The organism is Saccharothrix sabaoui (genome assembly GCF_051756985.1).
GTDB lineage: Bacteria > Actinomycetota > Actinomycetes > Mycobacteriales > Pseudonocardiaceae > Actinosynnema.
Genome location: NZ_JBPKJK010000086.1, coordinates 21,443 through 37,175, shown reverse-complemented (window position 1 = coordinate 37,175; position 15,733 = coordinate 21,443). Strand labels below are relative to the sequence as shown.

General features: G+C 72.9%; 16 protein-coding genes. 6 read left to right on the top strand and 10 right to left on the bottom strand.

Annotated elements, in window-relative coordinates; genetic code table 11:
• The 3 genes from ACR807_RS24745 to ACR807_RS24735 all read right to left on the bottom strand — a co-directional run.
• A partial coding sequence (locus tag ACR807_RS24745) for a Dps family protein (RefSeq protein WP_438923789.1) occupies positions 1 to 475 on the bottom strand: 475 nt, incomplete at its 3' end.
• A 16-nt stretch (positions 476 to 491) separates the two neighbouring features.
• Positions 492 to 914, bottom strand: coding sequence for an organic hydroperoxide resistance protein (locus tag ACR807_RS24740; RefSeq protein WP_438923790.1), 423 nt, complete (start codon positions 912 to 914; stop codon positions 492 to 494).
• 109 nt (positions 915 to 1,023) lie between these two features.
• On the bottom strand, positions 1,024 to 1,584 hold the full coding sequence (locus ACR807_RS24735) for an NADPH-dependent FMN reductase (protein ID WP_438923788.1): 561 nt from the start codon (positions 1,582 to 1,584) through the stop codon (positions 1,024 to 1,026).
• Positions 1,585 to 1,662: 78 nt separating this feature from the next.
• On the opposite strand from ACR807_RS24735, the gene ACR807_RS24730 reads away from it, so the two are divergent.
• A complete protein-coding gene (locus ACR807_RS24730) occupies positions 1,663 to 2,730 on the top strand; it encodes an alpha/beta hydrolase (RefSeq protein ID WP_438923787.1) in 1,068 nt (355 codons plus the stop codon).
• A 126-nt stretch (positions 2,731 to 2,856) separates the two neighbouring features.
• Here the strand turns inward: ACR807_RS24730 and ACR807_RS24725 are convergent, their stop codons facing one another.
• Together ACR807_RS24725 and ACR807_RS24720 are read right to left on the bottom strand one after the other, a co-directional pair.
• Positions 2,857 to 4,305: a catalase gene (locus ACR807_RS24725; protein WP_438923786.1), complete on the bottom strand. Its 1,449-nt coding sequence runs from the start codon at positions 4,303 to 4,305 to the stop codon at positions 2,857 to 2,859.
• Between the two features lie 65 nt (positions 4,306 to 4,370).
• A complete protein-coding gene (locus tag ACR807_RS24720; RefSeq protein WP_438923785.1) occupies positions 4,371 to 4,796 on the bottom strand; it encodes a Fur family transcriptional regulator in 426 nt (141 codons plus the stop codon).
• A gap of 85 nt (positions 4,797 to 4,881) precedes the next feature.
• Between ACR807_RS24720 and ACR807_RS24715 the strand changes: the two genes are divergently transcribed.
• Positions 4,882 to 6,066 (top strand): MFS transporter, encoded by a 1,185-nt coding sequence (locus ACR807_RS24715; RefSeq protein ID WP_438923784.1) that lies wholly within the window; start codon positions 4,882 to 4,884, stop codon positions 6,064 to 6,066.
• On the opposite strand, the gene ACR807_RS24710 is transcribed toward ACR807_RS24715, so the two are convergent.
• Genes ACR807_RS24710 through ACR807_RS24700 form a run of 3 tightly spaced genes read right to left on the bottom strand, consistent with a single transcriptional unit; the run spans position 6,042 to position 9,843 of the window.
• Positions 6,042 to 7,466, bottom strand: a complete 1,425-nt coding sequence (locus ACR807_RS24710; protein WP_438923783.1) for a gluconokinase — start codon at positions 7,464 to 7,466, stop codon at positions 6,042 to 6,044. The genes ACR807_RS24715 and ACR807_RS24710 overlap by 25 nt on opposite strands.
• 50 nt (positions 7,467 to 7,516) lie before the next feature.
• Entirely contained in the window at positions 7,517 to 8,581 is a 1,065-nt protein-coding gene (locus ACR807_RS24705; RefSeq protein WP_438923782.1) for an aspartate-semialdehyde dehydrogenase, read from the bottom strand.
• Positions 8,578 to 9,843, bottom strand: a complete 1,266-nt coding sequence (locus ACR807_RS24700; RefSeq protein WP_438923781.1) for an aspartate kinase — start codon at positions 9,841 to 9,843, stop codon at positions 8,578 to 8,580. Before ACR807_RS24700 ends, ACR807_RS24705 begins: the two co-directional genes overlap by 4 nt.
• A gap of 76 nt (positions 9,844 to 9,919) precedes the next feature.
• Between ACR807_RS24700 and ACR807_RS24695 the strand changes: the two genes are divergently transcribed.
• Together ACR807_RS24695 and ACR807_RS24690 are read left to right on the top strand one after the other, a co-directional pair.
• Entirely contained in the window at positions 9,920 to 11,143 is a 1,224-nt protein-coding gene (locus ACR807_RS24695) for a hypothetical protein (protein WP_438923780.1), read from the top strand.
• A 10-nt stretch (positions 11,144 to 11,153) separates the two neighbouring features.
• The gene (locus tag ACR807_RS24690) at positions 11,154 to 11,723 is read left to right on the top strand and encodes a nitroreductase family protein (protein ID WP_438923779.1); all 570 of its coding nucleotides are present in this window, start codon (positions 11,154 to 11,156) and stop codon (positions 11,721 to 11,723) included.
• A 244-nt stretch (positions 11,724 to 11,967) separates the two neighbouring features.
• Here the strand turns inward: ACR807_RS24690 and ACR807_RS24685 are convergent, their stop codons facing one another.
• Positions 11,968 to 12,195 carry a hypothetical protein gene (locus tag ACR807_RS24685; protein WP_438923778.1) on the bottom strand — a complete coding sequence of 76 codons (228 nt, stop codon included), beginning with the start codon at positions 12,193 to 12,195 and terminating at the stop codon, positions 11,968 to 11,970.
• A 301-nt stretch (positions 12,196 to 12,496) separates the two neighbouring features.
• Here ACR807_RS24685 and leuA point away from each other — a divergent pair, with 301 nt between their 5' ends.
• Together leuA and ACR807_RS24675 are read left to right on the top strand one after the other, a co-directional pair.
• Positions 12,497 to 14,287: a 2-isopropylmalate synthase gene (leuA, locus tag ACR807_RS24680; protein WP_438923777.1), complete on the top strand. Its 1,791-nt coding sequence runs from the start codon at positions 12,497 to 12,499 to the stop codon at positions 14,285 to 14,287.
• A gap of 128 nt (positions 14,288 to 14,415) precedes the next feature.
• Entirely contained in the window at positions 14,416 to 15,108 is a 693-nt protein-coding gene (locus ACR807_RS24675) for a DedA family protein (protein WP_438923776.1), read from the top strand.
• Here ACR807_RS24675 and ACR807_RS24670 read toward each other — a convergent pair.
• Positions 15,060 to 15,695 carry a TetR/AcrR family transcriptional regulator gene (locus tag ACR807_RS24670; RefSeq protein WP_438923775.1) on the bottom strand — a complete coding sequence of 212 codons (636 nt, stop codon included), beginning with the start codon at positions 15,693 to 15,695 and terminating at the stop codon, positions 15,060 to 15,062. The genes ACR807_RS24675 and ACR807_RS24670 overlap by 49 nt on opposite strands.
• Positions 15,696 to 15,733: the final 38 nt, after the last annotated feature.

Genomic DNA, 15,733 nt, shown 5'->3' with positions numbered 1-15,733 from the left:
ACGCCTGCTGGGCCTGCCACATCCAGTGGGCCTGCTCCAGGTTCCTGGTGACCTCGATGAGCAGGTCCTGGGTGACGAGGTCGGGCTTGTCGACCTCGTCGATCCGGCCGCGCAGCCGCTCGATCAGCTTGCCGAGGGCCGTCACGACGGCCTCGACGACGTCGGCCTCCTTGAGCCAGTTGTCCGGGAACTCCGGGACACCCGACCCCTCGGCGACGGTCCTGGCCTTGCCGTTGGGCGAGATGCCCAGCGCCGCGGCCCGCTCGGCCACCTCGTCGGTGTACGTCCGCGCGGTCGTGACCAGCTCGTCGAGCTGGAGGTGGACGCTGCGGAAGTTCTTGCCGACCACGTTCCAGTGGGCCTGCTTGGCCACCAGCGACAGGTCGATCAGGTCGACCAGGGTGGCTTGCAGGACCGCCCCCACGGCTGCCTTGTCGGCGTCGGACAGCGGGCTGGTGATCGGGCTCTTGCTCATGTGGCTGAGTCCTCCTTCACACGGTGGCGGTGAGGGCCACCTCGATGTTGCCGCGGGTGGCGTTGGAGTAGGGGCAGATCTGGTGCGCTGCGTCGACCAGCCGGTCGGCGACGGCCTGCTCCACCCCCGGGATGTGCACGGCCAGCTCCACGGCCAGCTGGAACCCGCCCGCGTCGTTCGGGCCGATGCCGACCTTGGCGTCGACGGTGGTCTCACCGGTCGTCACCTTGGCCTGGCGCGCGGCGACCTTGAGCGCGCTGTGGAAGCACGCCGCGTACCCGGCGGCGAACAGCTGCTCGGGGTTGGTCTTGTCGCCGCCGGGACCGCCCAGCTCGGTGGGGGTGGCGAGCTGCTCGTCGATCACGCCGTCGGAGGACCGGACCTCGCCGTTGCGCCCGTCGCCGACCGCGGTGGCTTGCGCCGTGTAGAGCACCTTCATCGTCACGCTCTCCCTCGAGCCGGTGGTGGCTTGTCGATCAGTCCAACGCCCGGTCGGGCTGATCCACACCCGGTCGTGGGGCAGCTCACGCCCTTTCGAGAGGTACCCGCTACCCGGCCTTCGACACGGCGAATTCCGCCACCTGTCGCCCGATCGTGCGGAGCTGCTCCCCGACCGAGGGCACGGAGCAGCCGCCTTCGAGGTCGAACTCGACCTCGCGGGAGTTCACCGCGGCGCCGAGGGGCGTGGGCCAGCCGCGCAGGGCGTGCACGATGGACCGCAGCGCGGTGAGCGTGGTGACCGACGCCTGCCAGCCGTGGGCCGCGGCCACGCAGCCGACCGCCCGGCCGTCGAGGTAGGGGCGCTCGTCGTCGCGCAGGTCCTCGACGTAGTCCAGGGCGTTCTTGACCAGGCCGGACACCGTGCCGTGGTAGCCGGGTGAGACGAGGACCACACCATCGGCCCGGCGCAGGGCCTCCACGAGCCGGCGGGCGTTGTCCGGGCGGTCGTGGATGGACGGGTCGTAGAACGGCAGCACCAGCTCGGGGCCCGCGACCTCGATCACCTTGGCGCCCGCGTCCGCGGCACCGCCCAACGCGATGCGCATGGCGCGCTCGGACTGCGAGTTGGGGCGGAGCGACCCGCCGATGCCCACCACGGTGACCGTCATGGTCCCGATCCTGCCACCTCGACCTAGCTGGAGGTCCATTCCTCGCTTCGGTGCTTACCCACGAGTAACGTGCGTCGCATGTCGAAGCTCGCGGAGTCGATCCCACCCGGTGTCCTCGCCGGCGCCCTGCGCTTCGCGTTCGGCCTGCCCGCGCCGCTGCGCAGGCTGATCGCCGGGCGCCCCATCACCCTGGACGGCCAGGAGCTGCACCCCGAGGCGCAGCTGCTGCTCAAGCTCCAGCAGCTCAGCGGCGAGGACTGGCAGACGACCACGCCGGCCGCGAACCGCCTCGCGCTGTCCCGCAGCAACCAGCTCGTGTGCGGGCCGGTCATCGGCGGCGTGGCGGTGCGGTCGCTCGACCTCGACGGCGTCCCCGGCCGCTCCTACGAACCGACCTCGCTCGCGCCCGGCTCGCCGCTGCTGGTCTTCTACCACGGTGGCGGGTGGGTGTCCGGCGACCTGGACAGCCACGACAACCTGTGCCGCTTCCTCGCGGTCGAGGCGGGCGTGCGGGTGCTGTCCGCCGACTACCGGCTGGCGCCCGAGCACCCGTTCCCGGCCGCCGCGGACGACGCGCGGACCGCGTTCGAGTGGGCGGTGGCGCACGCGGACGAGCTGAACGCCGACCGCGACCGGATCGCCCTGGGCGGCGACAGCGCGGGCGGCAACCTCGCCGCGGTGACCGCCCTGCACGCGGGCGCGGTGAAGCCGGTGTTCCTGCTGCTGTTCTACCCGGCGGTGGACGCCTCGGTGCGGCGGCGGTCGCGGGAGCTGTTCGGCAACGGGTTCTTCCTGACCGACGAGAAGATGGACTGGTTCCTCGACCACTACGCGCCGTCCCGCGACGTGCACAGCGACCCGCGGCTGTCCGTGCTGCTGGCCGAGGACCTGAGCGGCCTGCCGCCGACGTACCTGGCCACGGCCGGGTTCGACCCGCTGCGCGACGAGGGCGAGGCGTTCGCCGAGAAGCTGGCCGAGCAGGGCGTGCCGGTGGTGCTGCGCCGCCACCCGGGCCTGTTCCACGGGTACGCGAACATCCTCGGCGTGGGCGGCGTGTTCCGGGAGGCGGTGGCCGAGGCGGTCGGGGCGCTGCGCACCGGGCTGGCCCTGGCCAACTCGCGGCAGGACATCGCCGAGACCGCCTAGCCCGGCGCACCCGGGTCGGTGCGCCGACGGGTCCGGCGGTGCGGAACGGGCGGGAGGGCCGCCCGGCGCTGATCCGGGCGGCCCTCCTGGTCTTCGGGCGCGGTCTTCGGGCGTGGACCCGGCGCGCTACCCGCGGAAGGCGGCGGCGATCCGGTCGCCGGTCTCCTTGTCGACGGCGCGCCAGTACTCGAACACGCGCTCCAGCACCGGGGCCGACACGCCGTTGCCCGCGTGCGCGACGACGTTCCGCACCAGGCGCTCGCGCTGGGCGTCGTCGAAGACCTCGCGGACCAGCGTGCCCGCCTGGCCGAAGTCGTCGTCCTCGGCGTGCAGCTTGTAGGCGGAGCGCACGACCTCGTCCTCGACGCCGTAGGCCGAGAGGGTCTCCCCCGCGACCACCGCGTCGGCGTGCGGGCCGCCGTAGGAGTTGGGCGCGTACACCGGGTCGCTCGCGTTGCCGTACCGCATCGCGCCGTCCTTGGCGTACGAGTTCACCGGCGACTTCGGCCGGTTCACCGGCAGCTGCGCGTAGTTCGCGCCGATGCGGTACCGGTGCGCGTCCGGGTAGGCGAACAGGCGGCCGATCAGCATCTTGTCCGGGGACGTGCCGATGCCGGGCACCAGGTTGCCGGGCTCGAACGCCGCCTGCTCGATCTCGGCGAAGTAGTCCGCCGGGTTGCGGTCCAGGACCAGCTTGCCGACCTCGACCAGCGGGTAGTCGCCGTGCGGCCACACCTTGGTCAGGTCGAACGGGTTGAAGCGGTAGTCCGCGGCGTCCGCGTACGGCATGACCTGCACGTGCAGCGTCCACGACGGGAACTCGCCCCGCTCGACGGCGTGCCACAGGTCGGCGCGGTGCGCGTCGGCGTCCTCGCCGGCGATCCGCGCGGCCTCCTCCGACGTCAGGCACTCGACGCCCTGGTCGGTCTTGAAGTGGTACTTGACCCAGAACCGCTCGCCGGCCGCGTTCTCCCACAGGTAGGTGTGCGAGCCGTAGCCGTTCTGGTGGCGCCACGTCCTCGGGATGCCCCGGTCGCCCATCAGCCACGTCACCTGGTGCGCGGTCTGCGGCTGGAGCGTCCAGAAGTCCCACTGCATGTCGTGGTCGCGGCGGCCGGTGTCGGCGCGGCGCTTCTGGGACCGGATGAAGTCGGGGAACTTGATCGGGTCGCGCAGGAAGAACACCGGCGTGTTGTTGCCGACGAGGTCGTAGTTGCCCTGCGACGTGTAGAACTTCAGCGCGAACCCGCGCGGGTCGCGCCAGGTGTCGGGCGAGCCCAGCTCGCCGGCGACGGTCGAGAAGCGCAGCAGCGCCTCGGTCCGCACACCCGGCTGGAACAGCGCCGCCTTCGTGAAGCGGCTGACGTCCCGGGTGGTCTCGAAGTGGCCGAACGCGCCGCCGCCCTTCGCGTGCACGACCCGCTCGGGCACCCGTTCGCGGTTGAACTGGGCGTTCTTCTCGATCAGGTAGTGGTCCTGGAGCAGGATCGGGCCGTTCGCGCCGAGCGTGAGCGAGTGGTCGTCGCTCGCGACCGGGGTGCCCGCGTTGGTGGTGGTGTGACGCGCTTCGGTCACGCTTCCAGCTCCTTCGGTGGTGGTGCGGCAGTCGGTCTTCGGGTGCGGGGGCCCGGAGGTGCGGTTCAAGGGAGGTCGGCGCCCCGGCACGCGGGGCAGTGGCCCCAGAACAGGACTTCCGCCTCGTCCACGGCGAAACCGGCGGCGTCCGACGGCTCCAGGCAGGGCGCGGCGCCGTGGACGCAGTCGACGTCCTCGGTCCTGCCGCACGCCCGGCACACGAGGTGGTGGTGGTTGTCGCCGATCCGCGTCTCGAAGCGCGCCGGGTGGCCGGCGGGCTCGATGCGGCGGAGCAGCCCGGTCCGGGAGCACGTGTTCAGCACGTCGTAGACGCCCTGCGTGGACACGGACCCCAACTTCGCCCGCACGGCCTCGGCGACCTGGTCGGCCGTGGCGTGCGGGTGCTCGGCGAGCCATTCGAGCACCGCGATCCGGGGCGCGGTGACGCGCAGCCCGGCGTCCTTGAGCAGCTCGCGAGGTCCTGGGGTCATGGCCGACCCAGTCAAGCAACCTTTCTTGAACCGGTCAAGAAAGCGAATGGTTAAAGCTCTTGCGCGGACGGGTGAAGATGAACTCGTGAACGTCGCTAACTACCTCGCCGTCCTGCGCACGCCGCGCGTGCCCGGTCTCATGCTGCTCATGCTGCTGGCGCGGGTGCCGGCGACGGCCGCGGGCATGACCGTCACGATGCACGTGCTGCTCGGCCTGGAACGGGGCTACGGCGAGGCGGGCCTGGTCGGGGCCCTGTCCACGGTCGGCATCGCGATCGGCTCGCCGCTGATGGGACGGCTGGTCGACGGGCGCGGGCTGCGCGCCATGCTCGCCGTCTCGATGGTCTCCGAGGGCGTCTTCTGGTTCGTCGCGCCCCTGCTGCCCTACCACGTGCTGCTCGTCACCTGCTTCTTCGCCGGCCTCATGGTGATGCCGGTGATGTCGCTGGGCCGCCAGGTCCTCACCGCCCTCGTGCCCGACTCCTCCCGGCGCACCGCGCTCGCCATGGACTCGATGGCCGTCGAGGTCTCGTTCATGGCCGGCCCGGCGCTGGGCGTCGCCCTGGTGACGCAGAGCGGCAGCCGCACCGCGATGTGGGTGATCGGCGCGGCGATGGTGCTCGTCGGCGCGGTCCTGTGGTGGGTCGACCCGCCCGTGCGGCACGAGTCCGAGGACACCGTCCGGGTGCCGCGCCGGGAGTGGCTCGACGGCCGCATGGTCGGCGTGCTGGTCAGCGCGGGCGGTGCCACGTTCGTGCTGTCCGGCGTCGAGGTGTCGCTGGTGGCGTCGATGCGCGAGCTCGACCTGACCGCGTGGACGGGCGCGATGGTCGCCGTCATGTGCGTGGCGTCCCTGCTCGGCGGTTTCGTCTACGGCGGCCTGGACCGCGTGCCGCCGCTGTGGGCGCTGATGGGCGGCATGGGCGTGCTGGCGGTGCCGATCGGCCTGGTCGCCGGCTCGCCGTGGTGGCTGGCCCTGGCCCTGGTGCCGACGAACTTCCTGTGCGCCCCCACCATCACCGCGACCGGCGAGGCGATCACCACCAACGCCCCCGCGTCGGCGCGCGGCGAGGCGATGGGGTTGCAGGGCTCGGCGTTCACCCTGGGCGTCGCGCTCGGCCAGCCCGTCACCGGTTTCGTGATCGACCACGGCTCCCCCGCCTGGGGCTTCGCGACGGCCGGCCTGGGCGCGGTGGCGATCGCGCTGCTCACGATCCTGCTGGACCGCCGGACGCGCGCCGCGGCCTACAGTTCGGCCAACGCGCGGTAGAGGCGTTCGACGCCGGGGCGGGCCGCGGCGTAGTGGCGGACCGCGGCCGGGTCCGGTCGGATCGTCCTCACCGGCTTGATCAGCTCCGCGGCGACGGTGAGGTCCGGGAACTCGCCCAGCGCCCGCCACGCCACCAGGGCCGCGCCCACGCCGGAGCCCTCGCTGTCGTCCGCCAGCTCCAGCTCCAGGCCGAGCGCGGACGCCAGCACGGTCGCCCACAGGTCGCTGCGGAACGCGCCGCCGGTCACCCGGACCGCGTGCACGTCCGCCACCGAGCGCACCGCGTCGAGGACCAGGGCGAGCTGCTGCGCCACGCCCTCGACCAGGGCCCGGGTGATCTCGGCGCGGCCGTGCTCGCGGCGCAGGCCGATGACCGCCGAGGTCGCGTCGGGGTCCCACCAGGGCGCGCGCTCGCCGAGCAGGTAGGGCAGGGCGGTGACGCCGTTCGCGCCCGGCGGGACGGCGGCGGCCTCGGCGAGCAGGGTGGGCAGGTCGGCCTTGAACGCGTCCGCGGCCCACTGGGCGGCCACGCCGCCGTTGCTCACCGCGCCGCCCAGCACCCACAGGTCGTCGGCGATCGCGTAGCAGAACACGCGGCCCAGCTCGTCCACGGCGGGCCCGGAGCGGACCACGCGCAGCGCGCCGCTCGTGCCCAGGGACACCGCCGCCACGCCCGGCACGACCGCCCCCACGCCGAGGTTCGCCATCGGGCCGTCGCCGCCGCCCAGCACCACCGGCGTGCCGGGGTCGACGCCGGGCACGGCGAACGTCAGCGGCACCGAGTCGGTCGGGGCGTGCAGCTCGGGCAGCTGCTCCGCCGTCACCCGGGCGAACGCGAGCGCGTCGGCGTGCCAGGACCTCGTGGCCAGGTCCATCAGGCCGGTCGCCGACCCCGACGAGTGCTCGGTGGCGAACACGCCGGTGAGCTTGAGCGCGACGTAGTCCTTCAGGCCGCACCAGCGGTCCGCGGTCGTGCCCTGCTCGGCGAACCACGCGAGCTTCACCAGCGGCGACATGGTGTGGACCGGGGTGCCGGTGGCGCGGTGCAGCGCCGTGCCGCGACCCGTGCCGCGCAGCTCGGCGGTCTGCGCCACGGCCCGGTTGTCCGCCCACGACAGCGACGGCGTCACCGGGCGGCCGGACGCGTCCAGGCCGAGCAGCGTGTGCATGGCCCCGGTCAGCGAGATCGCCCGCACCCGGTGACCCGAGGTCGCGACCTCGCGCAACCCGGTCAACGCGGCCGTCAGGACCTCGTCCGGGTCGTGGGTGGCCTCGCCGGAGGGCGTGGTGCGCATCGGGTAGCCGTGCTCCGCCGATGCCACCACGCCCGCGTTCCGGTCCACCGCGATGACCTTGGTCGAGGTCGTGCCGAGGTCGATCGCGAGCACTACGTCCGCCATGAGGCGAACCTACAGCGGACGGACCCCGCGCAGCGCGACCACGGGCGCGACTACAGGCGGGCGACCAGTTCCTCGGCGATCTCGTAGGTGTTCAGGGCCGCGCCCTTGCGCAGGTTGTCGCCGCACACGAAGAAGTCCAGCGTGTTCGGGAAGTCCAGCGCCTGCCGCACGCGGCCCACGTAGGTCGGGTCCTCGCCGACGACGTCCGCCGGCGTCGGGAACTCCTTCGCCGCCGGGTCGTCCACCAGCACGATGGTCGGCTGCGCGGCCAGGATCGCGTGCGCCCGGGCCACCGTCACCTCGCGCTCGAACGTCGCGTGCACGGCCAGCGAGTGCGTGGTCACGACAGGCACGCGCACGCAGGTCGCCGACACCTTCAGGTCCGGGATGCCCAGGATCTTGCGGGACTCGTTGCGGACCTTCAGCTCCTCGCTGGTCCACCCGTCGTCCTTGAGGGAACCGGCCCACGGCACCACGTTCAGCGCCAGCGGCGCCGGGAACGGCGAGTCGGACACCGGCAGGCCCGCGGCCTCCAGCGCCTCCCGCACGTCGCCCGCGCGGACGCCGACCTGCTTGCCCGCCAACGCCCCGACCTCGGCGTAGAGGCGGTCGATCGCGACCTGCCCGCCGCCCGAGGCGGCCTGGTAGGACGCCACGACCAGCTCGCGCAGCCCGAACTCGCGGTGCAGCGCGCCCAGCGCCGCCATCATCGACAGCGTCGTGCAGTTCGGGTTCGCGATGATGCCCTTGGGCCGCGTCGCGGTCGCGTCCGCGTTGACCTCGGGCACCACCAGCGGCACCTCGGGGTCCATCCGGAACGCGCCCGAGTTGTCCACGGCGACCGCGCCGCGCGACGCCGCGACGGGCGCCCACTCGGCCGAGACCTCGTCCGGCACGTCGAACATCGCGACGTCCACGCCGTCGAACGCCTCGGGCGTCAGCTCGACCACCGTCAGCTCCTCGCCGCGCACGGTGATCTTCTTGCCCGCCGAGCGCGCCGACGCGATGAGCCGCACCTCGCCCCACGGCACCGACTCGCGCCGGTTGATGATGTCGATCATGACGGTGCCGACGGCACCGGTCGCCCCCACCAGGGCGAGCACCGGCCCGCTCATCGCCCGCTCCCCGCGTACACCACGGCCTCCTCGTCGCCGCCCAGGTCGAACGCGTCGTGCAGCGCGCGCACGGCCTCGTCGAGCTGGGTGTCGCGGCAGATGACCGAGATCCGGATCTCCGAGGTGGAGATGATCTCGATGTTGACCCCGGCGGACGCCAGGGCCTCGCAGAACTGCGCGGTCACGCCGGGGTGCGAGCGCATGCCCGCGCCGACCAGCGAGACCTTGCCCACGTGCTCGTCGTAGAGCACCTGGTCGAAGCCGATCTCCTCGCGCGACTTCTCCAACGCGGCCACGGCGCGCGGGCCGTCGTCCTTCGGCAGGGTGAACGTCACGTCGGTGCGGCCGGACACGGCCTGCGACACGTTCTGCACGACCATGTCGATGTCCAGCTCCGCCTCGGCCACGACGCGGAAGATGCGCGCCGCCATGCCGGGCAGGTCGGGCACCGCGGTCACGGTGACCTTGGCCTCGGACCGGTCGTGCGCGACGCCGGTGATCATCGCCTGTTCCACGGGAAGGTCCTCCACTGACCCGGACACGATGGTCCCGGGCTTGTTGCTGAACGAGGATCGGACGTGCACCGGGACGCCGTACCGGCGGGCGTACTCGACGCAGCGCAGCATGAGCACCTTGGCCCCGCTGGCCGCCATCTCGAGCATCTCCTCGTAGGAGATGGTCTCCAGCCGCTTGGCGTTCGGCACGATGCGCGGGTCGGCGCTGAACACGCCGTCCACGTCGGTGTAGATCTCGCAGACGTCGGCCTTCAGGGCGGCGGCCAGCGCCACCGCGGTGGTGTCGGTGCCGCCGCGGCCGAGCGTGGTGATCTCGTTGCTGCCCTGGGACACGCCCTGGAAGCCCGCGACGATCGCGATGGCCCCCTCGGCGAGCGCGTCCTGGATGCGGCTCGGCGTCACGTCGATGATGCGCGCCTTGCCGTGCACGGAGGTCGTGATCACGCCGGCCTGCGAGCCGGTGTAGGAGCGGGCCTCGGCCCCCAGCGAGCTGATCGCCATCGCCAGCAGCGACATGGAGATGCGCTCACCGGACGTGAGCAGCATGTCCATCTCGCGGGCGGGCGGCACCGGGGACACCTGGCGCGCCAGGTCGAGCAGCTCGTCGGTCGTGTCGCCCATCGCGGAGACCGCGACGACGACGTCGTTGCCCGCCTTGCGGGTCGCGACGATGCGCTCGGCCACGCGTTTGATCCGCTCGGCGCTCCCGACCGAGGAACCGCCGTACTTCTGGACGACGAGCGCCACAGACCCACTCCCTCCAGGTGCTTCAAGCCCAGCTCACGGGGAGACTACCTGGCCCGAGGAGTGGGACGGGGCCGCCGTGACGCCCACTACCCTCGGGGTCGTGCCAAGCCTGGAGGCCGTTCGCGTGGAGCCCGAGGACGCGCCGTCGGCGCGGGACCGGTTGGCCCGCGCGGCCAGACACCGGGTGACCGTCGCGCTCGCCCCCGCCGTGCTGTTCCTGCTGGTCAGGGAGCTGGGCCTGCTGGCGCTGCAGCTGATGGCCGCCCGCTGGGACAAGGGCGTCACGAAGGCTCTCACCTCGTGGGACGGCCAGTGGTTCCTGGGCATCGCCGAGGGCGGGTACGCCGACGTGCCGCCGTGGCTGGTGGACGCCTTCGGGCGGCGCTCGCCGGAGACGCCGCTCGCGTTCTTCCCCGGCTACCCGGCGCTGGTGCGGTGGGTGGCGGGGCTGCCGGGCGTCGAACCGGTGGGCGCGGCGTTCGCGGTGAGCCTGGTCAGCGGCGTGTTCTGCGCCTACGGGCTGGCGCGGCTGGGCCGGCGGGTGCTGGGCGGGTCGCGGCGGGCCGGGCTGGTGCTGGTGGTGCTGTTCGCGGCGTCGCCGATGGCGGTGGTGCTGTCCATGACGTACTCCGAGGCGACGTTCTGCGCGCTGGCCGCGTGGTCGCTGGTCGGGGTCGTGGAGGGGCGGTGGCTGCTCGCCGGGCCGTGCTGCGCGGGCGCGGGCCTGGTGCGGCCGACGGCGGCGGCGCTGGTGCTCGCGGTGTGCGCGGCGGCGGCGGTGGCGGTGTGGCGGCGGCGGGACGGCTGGCGGCCGTGGGCGGGCGGGCTCGTCGCGCCGCTCGGGCTGCTCGGCTACCTCGGGTACGTCGCGGTGCGCACGGGCCGCTGGGACGGCTGGTTCGCCGTGCAGCAGGCCGGCTGGGACTCGCGGTTCGACGGCGGCGCGGCCACGTGGAAGTTCGCGCTGCTCATCCTGGGCGAGCCGCGGTCGGTGCTGGAGCTGGCGACGGTGTGGCTGCTGGTGGTGGCGCTGGCCCTGGTCGTGCTGGGCTTCCGGCGCGGGCTGGAGTGGCCGCTGTCGGTGTACGGCATCGGCGTGCTGGCCATGGACCTCGGGTCGAACGGGCTGATGAACTCCAAGGCGCGGCTGCTGCTGCCCGCGTTCACGCTGCTCGTGCCGGTCGCGGTGGCGCTGGCGCGGCGGCGCACGTCGACCGCGGTGGCCGTGCTGGTCGGCGCGGCGGTGTTCAGCGCGTGGTTCGGCGCCTACGCCATCACGGCCTGGCAGTACGCGATCTGAGGGGGACCCGGTGGAAATCAACCCGCTGATCTCGCGGCGCTGGAGCCCGCGCGCCTTCGACCCCGACGCCGTCGTGGGGCCACCGGTCGTCCGGACGCTCCTGGAGGCGGCCCGGTGGGCGGCCTCGCACGGCAACACCCAGCCCGCGCGGTTCCTCGTCGGGTACCGGGGTGATGACACGTTCGAGCGAATCTTCGCGTCCCTGCGGCCGGGCAACCGGACGTGGGCGGGACGCGCGTCGGTGCTGCTGGTGGGGGCGGTGGCGACGGTCGACGACCGGGGGCCGGTGCCGAACACCGAGTTCGGGCTGGGGCTGGCCGTGCAGAACCTCGTGCTCCAGGCGGTGGAGCTGGGGCTGGTCGCGCACCAGGTGGGCGGGTTCTCGCCGGAGGCGGTGCGCGAGTCCTTCGGGGTGCCGCAGGACGTGCGGCCGGTCGTGGTCGTCGCGGTGGGCCGGCTCGGCTCCGCCGACGACCTGCCCGAGGACCTCGCCGCCCGCGAACGCCGCCCGCGCGTGCGCAAACCGCTGTCCGAAACGGCCTTCACCGACCAGTGGGGCACCCCCGCCTTCCCCACCTGACCCGCGAGAGTCCAACGCTCAAGCCCCGAGAGTCCAACGCTCAAGCCCCGAGAGTCCAACCCTCGGGTCCGGTGAGTTCTTCGTTCGGGCCGACCGGTCGGTATGCGGAACGTAGAACTCAGGGGTCCTGGGCGTTGGACTCTCGGGGTCTGAGCGTTGGACTCTCGGGGGCTGGACGCGCCGGACCCCGCCACCAGGGGGGAGGGGTGGCGGGGTCCGGGGCTGCTCGCGCGAGCCGCGTGCCCTAGCGGGCGACGAGGCGGGCGAGCAGGCCGGCCACGACGACCCAGAAGACCGCCGCGAGACCGAAGTTGAGGATCACGTCGAGCTTGTTGTTGCCCGTCTGGAACAGCCCGGGGAAGAAGAGCGCCAGCGGCTCGGCGAGCTGCTGGATGAAGCGGTAGAACGCGTTCGCCGTGTTCACCCCGATGAGCAGCATCAGGATGTAGATGACCTCGATGAGCGCAAACACGGCGCCGACACCGCGGATCACTCGCGCGGCGGTGTACGAGCCGCTGCGCGTCGTTGAGGTTCGCCATCTGGACATGGCATGGAGATGCCCTAACCACCATCGAGTGAAACTCCTTCGAGTGAAGTTCCACCATCTGGGCGCTCAGTTCCTCCGAGCCGCCGAATCCGGTTAACCTGGTGGCGTGGCACGTGCCCTCCTGCTTCGCCGCCGTGACGGGGTCTGATCAGACCGGCCCCCCGTCGCGGGATCGAGCGTTGCCGCCGGTCGTCCTCCCACCACCGGCCGCAGGAGATCCCCGATCATGACCACCAGCCCTGACGCGTACGTCACCGGCACCAGCCGCATCCGCACCCCGGCCCGCCCCGTCGCCGACCAGCCCGCCTGGAACCCGCAGCGCGGCACGTCGATGCCGGTGCACCGCTACCGCCCGTTCCACGAGGTCGTCGAGGTGGTGGACCTGCCCGACCGCACGTGGCCGACCAAGCGCGTCGAGAAGGCGCCGCTGTGGTGCGCGGTCGACCTGCGCGACGGCAACCAGGCGCTGATCGACCCGATGTCCCCGGCGCGCAAGCGCAAGATGTTCGACCTGCTCGTGCGGATGGGCTACAAGGAGATCGAGGTCGGCTTCCCGGCCGCCTCGCAGACCGACTTCGACTTCGTCCGCGAGATCATCGAGGACGGCGCGATCCCGCCGGACGTCACCATCCAGGTGCTGACGCAGTGCCGGGAAGAGCTGATCACCCGCACGTTCGAGTCGCTGCGCGGCGCGCACAAGGCGATCGTCCACTTCTACAACTCGACGTCGGTGCTCCAGCGGCGCGTGGTGTTCAGGTCGGACCGCGAGGGCATCAAGAAGATCGCCACGGACGCCGCCCGGTACGCGCTGACGCTGGAGCCCGAGTACCCGGAGACCGACTTCCGCTACGAGTACTCGCCCGAGTCGTACACCGGCACCGAGCTGTCGTACGCGCTGGAGGTGTGCGACGCCGTCTCCGAGATCATCGCGCCGACCCCGGACAAGCCGCTGATCATCAACCTGCCGGCGACCGTCGAGATGGCCACGCCCAACGTCTACGCCGACTCGATCGAGTGGATGTCGCGCAACCTGGCGCGGCGCGAGTCGATCATCCTGTCGCTGCACCCGCACAACGACCGCGGCACGGGCGTCGCGGCGGCCGAGCTGGGCTACCTGGCCGGCGCCGACCGCATCGAGGGCTGCCTGTTCGGCAACGGCGAGCGCACCGGCAACGTGTGCCTGGTGACGCTGGGCATGAACATGTTCAGCCAGGGCGTCGACCCGCAGGTCGACTTCTCCGACATCGACGAGATCCGGCGCACGGTCGAGTACTGCAACCAGCTGCCCGTCGCCGAGCGGCACCCGTACGGCGGCGACCTGGTGTTCACCGCGTTCTCCGGCTCCCACCAGGACGCGATCAAGAAGGGCTTCGAGGCCCTGGAGGACGCGGCCAAGGACGCGGGCAGGCACGTGGACGAGTTCCCGTGGGAGGTCCCGTACCTGCCGATCGACCCGAAGGACGTCGGCCGCAACTACGAGGCCGTCATCCGGGTCAACTCGCAGTCCGGCAAGGGCGGCGTCGCGTACCTGATGAAGGTCGAGCACCACCTGGACCTGCCGCGCCGCCTCCAGGTCGAGTTCTCCCGGGTGGTCCAGGAGGTCGCCGACACGCACGGCGGCGAGATCGGCCCGAAGGACATGTGGGACTCGTTCTCCGCGGAGTACCTGGACCCGACCGCCCCGCTGAAGCTGCTGCGGCAGAAGGTGTCCGGCGACGGCAGCGGCCACGAGAAGATCACCGCGATGGTCGTCGTCGACGGCGAGGCGCAGGAGATCACCGGCACCGGCAACGGCCCGATCGCCGCGTTCGTCGACGCGCTGGCCACCATCGGCTACGACATCCGCGTGCTGGACTACTTCGAGCACGCGATGTCCTCCGGTGACGACGCCCGCGCCGCGGCGTACCTGGAGTGCGCGGTGAGCGACCGCGTCCTGTGGGGCGTGGGCATCGACAGCTCCACGGTGGCGGCGGCGCTGCGCGCCCTGGTGTCCGCGATCAACCGCGCCCACCGCTAGACCGCGCACCGGGACGCGCCCCCCTTTGGGTGCGTCCCGGGGGTGCGTCCTGGTGAACCGCACCTGACGGATTCCTGAAGACCTCCGCCGGGCGGGCATGATCGGGGGGCGCGGCGCGTTCCCCGGTCATGACCGCCCTCGTGGTGCTGTTCGTGGTCGCCGTCGTGCCGCTCGCGCCGACCGAGGCCGTGCTGATCGGCTGCGGCGTGCTGGCCGCGTCCGGTGACCTGCCGCTGGCCGGCGTGGTCCTGGTGGCGGCCCTCGGGTGCACGCTGTCCGACCTGGTCAACTTCGCCGTCGGGCGCGGTGCCGGGATGCGGGCGCTGGCGCGGTTCAGCACCCGGACGGGACCGCGGGCCGTGGTGGCGTGGACGGCGTCGCACCTCGCCTCGCGCGGTGGGTCCGTGCTGGTCGCCGTGCGGTTCGTGCCGGGCGGTGGGCTGGTGGGCGCGCTGCTGGCGGGGTCGCTGCGGTGGCCCGTGCGGCGGTTCGTGCCGGTCGCGGCGGCCGGGGCGGTGCTGTGGAGCACCTGGACGGCGGTGCTCGGCTACTCCGGCGGGCGGCTGTTCGGCGACCCGCTGGTGGCGCTGGTGGTCTCGGTCGGCGTGGCGGCGGGGATCGGCGTGCCGATCGGGGCGGCGGTGCGGGCCGCCCAGCGCCGCGTGGTCGACGCGGCGGCGGCGTCGGTCGCGACGGCGTCCGTGCCGGCGGCGGTGGCGGTGTCCGTGCCGGTGGCGGTGTCCGTGCCGGCGTCCACTCGGGACGCGTCCACTCAGGACGCGTCGGCCCCGGCTCCCCCGGCGGGGATCGCGCCCGCCTGAGCCAGGCGGGCCTCGACCGCGGCCCGCGCCCGGTGGTAGGCGTGCGGGTCGTCGTGCAGCACGGAGCGGGCGTTGGCCAGCTCCAGGAACGCGATGAGCTCGAACGCGAGCTGGTCGGCGTCCTCGGCCAGGCCCGGCACGTCGGCGATCGCGGTGCGCACGAGGTCGTACCACCGGGCCCCGCAGTCGGCGACGGCGTCGCGCACCCGGCCGGGCCGGGCGTCGAACTCGGCCTGCACGGCGTAGAAGAAGCACCCGCCGGGGAACGTGCGCTCCTCCGAGTACGCCAGCCAGCCGCCGAGCAGGCGCGCCAGGCGGTCGAACCCGGGCGGCAGGGCCAGGGCGGGCTCCACGACCCGGCGCACGAAGATCGCCACCGCCGCGCGCACGGTCGCCAGCTGGAGCTCCTCCTTGGAGCCGAAGTGCGCGAACACGCCGCTCTTGCTGACCTCCAGCTCGGTCGCGAGCCGGCCGATCGACAGCCCCTCCAGGCCCTCGACCGAGGCGACGTCCGCGGCCCGCCGCAGGATCAGCCGCCGCGTCTGCTCGCCGCGCTCCACCCGTCCGTCCACCTTCGCACCGGCCACGCCGTCCACGCTAACCCCTTGACCACCCGCAAACTAAT

What these genes read in the sequence shown, in the direction of transcription:
- ACR807_RS24740 (WP_438923790.1), bottom strand. Translation starts at nt 914, where the DNA reads ATGAAGGTGCTCTACACGGCGCAAGCCACCGCGGTCGGCGACGGGCGC.
- ACR807_RS24735 (WP_438923788.1), bottom strand. Translation starts at nt 1,584, where the DNA reads ATGACGGTCACCGTGGTGGGCATCGGCGGGTCGCTCCGCCCCAACTCG.
- ACR807_RS24730 (WP_438923787.1), top strand. Translation starts at nt 1,663, where the DNA reads ATGTCGAAGCTCGCGGAGTCGATCCCACCCGGTGTCCTCGCCGGCGCC.
- ACR807_RS24720 (WP_438923785.1), bottom strand. Translation starts at nt 4,796, where the DNA reads ATGACCCCAGGACCTCGCGAGCTGCTCAAGGACGCCGGGCTGCGCGTC.
- ACR807_RS24710 (WP_438923783.1), bottom strand. Translation starts at nt 7,466, where the DNA reads ATGGCGGACGTAGTGCTCGCGATCGACCTCGGCACGACCTCGACCAAG.
- ACR807_RS24705 (WP_438923782.1), bottom strand. Translation starts at nt 8,581, where the DNA reads ATGAGCGGGCCGGTGCTCGCCCTGGTGGGGGCGACCGGTGCCGTCGGC.
- leuA (WP_438923777.1), top strand. Translation starts at nt 12,497, where the DNA reads ATGACCACCAGCCCTGACGCGTACGTCACCGGCACCAGCCGCATCCGC.
- ACR807_RS24675 (WP_438923776.1), top strand. Translation starts at nt 14,416, where the DNA reads ATGACCGCCCTCGTGGTGCTGTTCGTGGTCGCCGTCGTGCCGCTCGCG.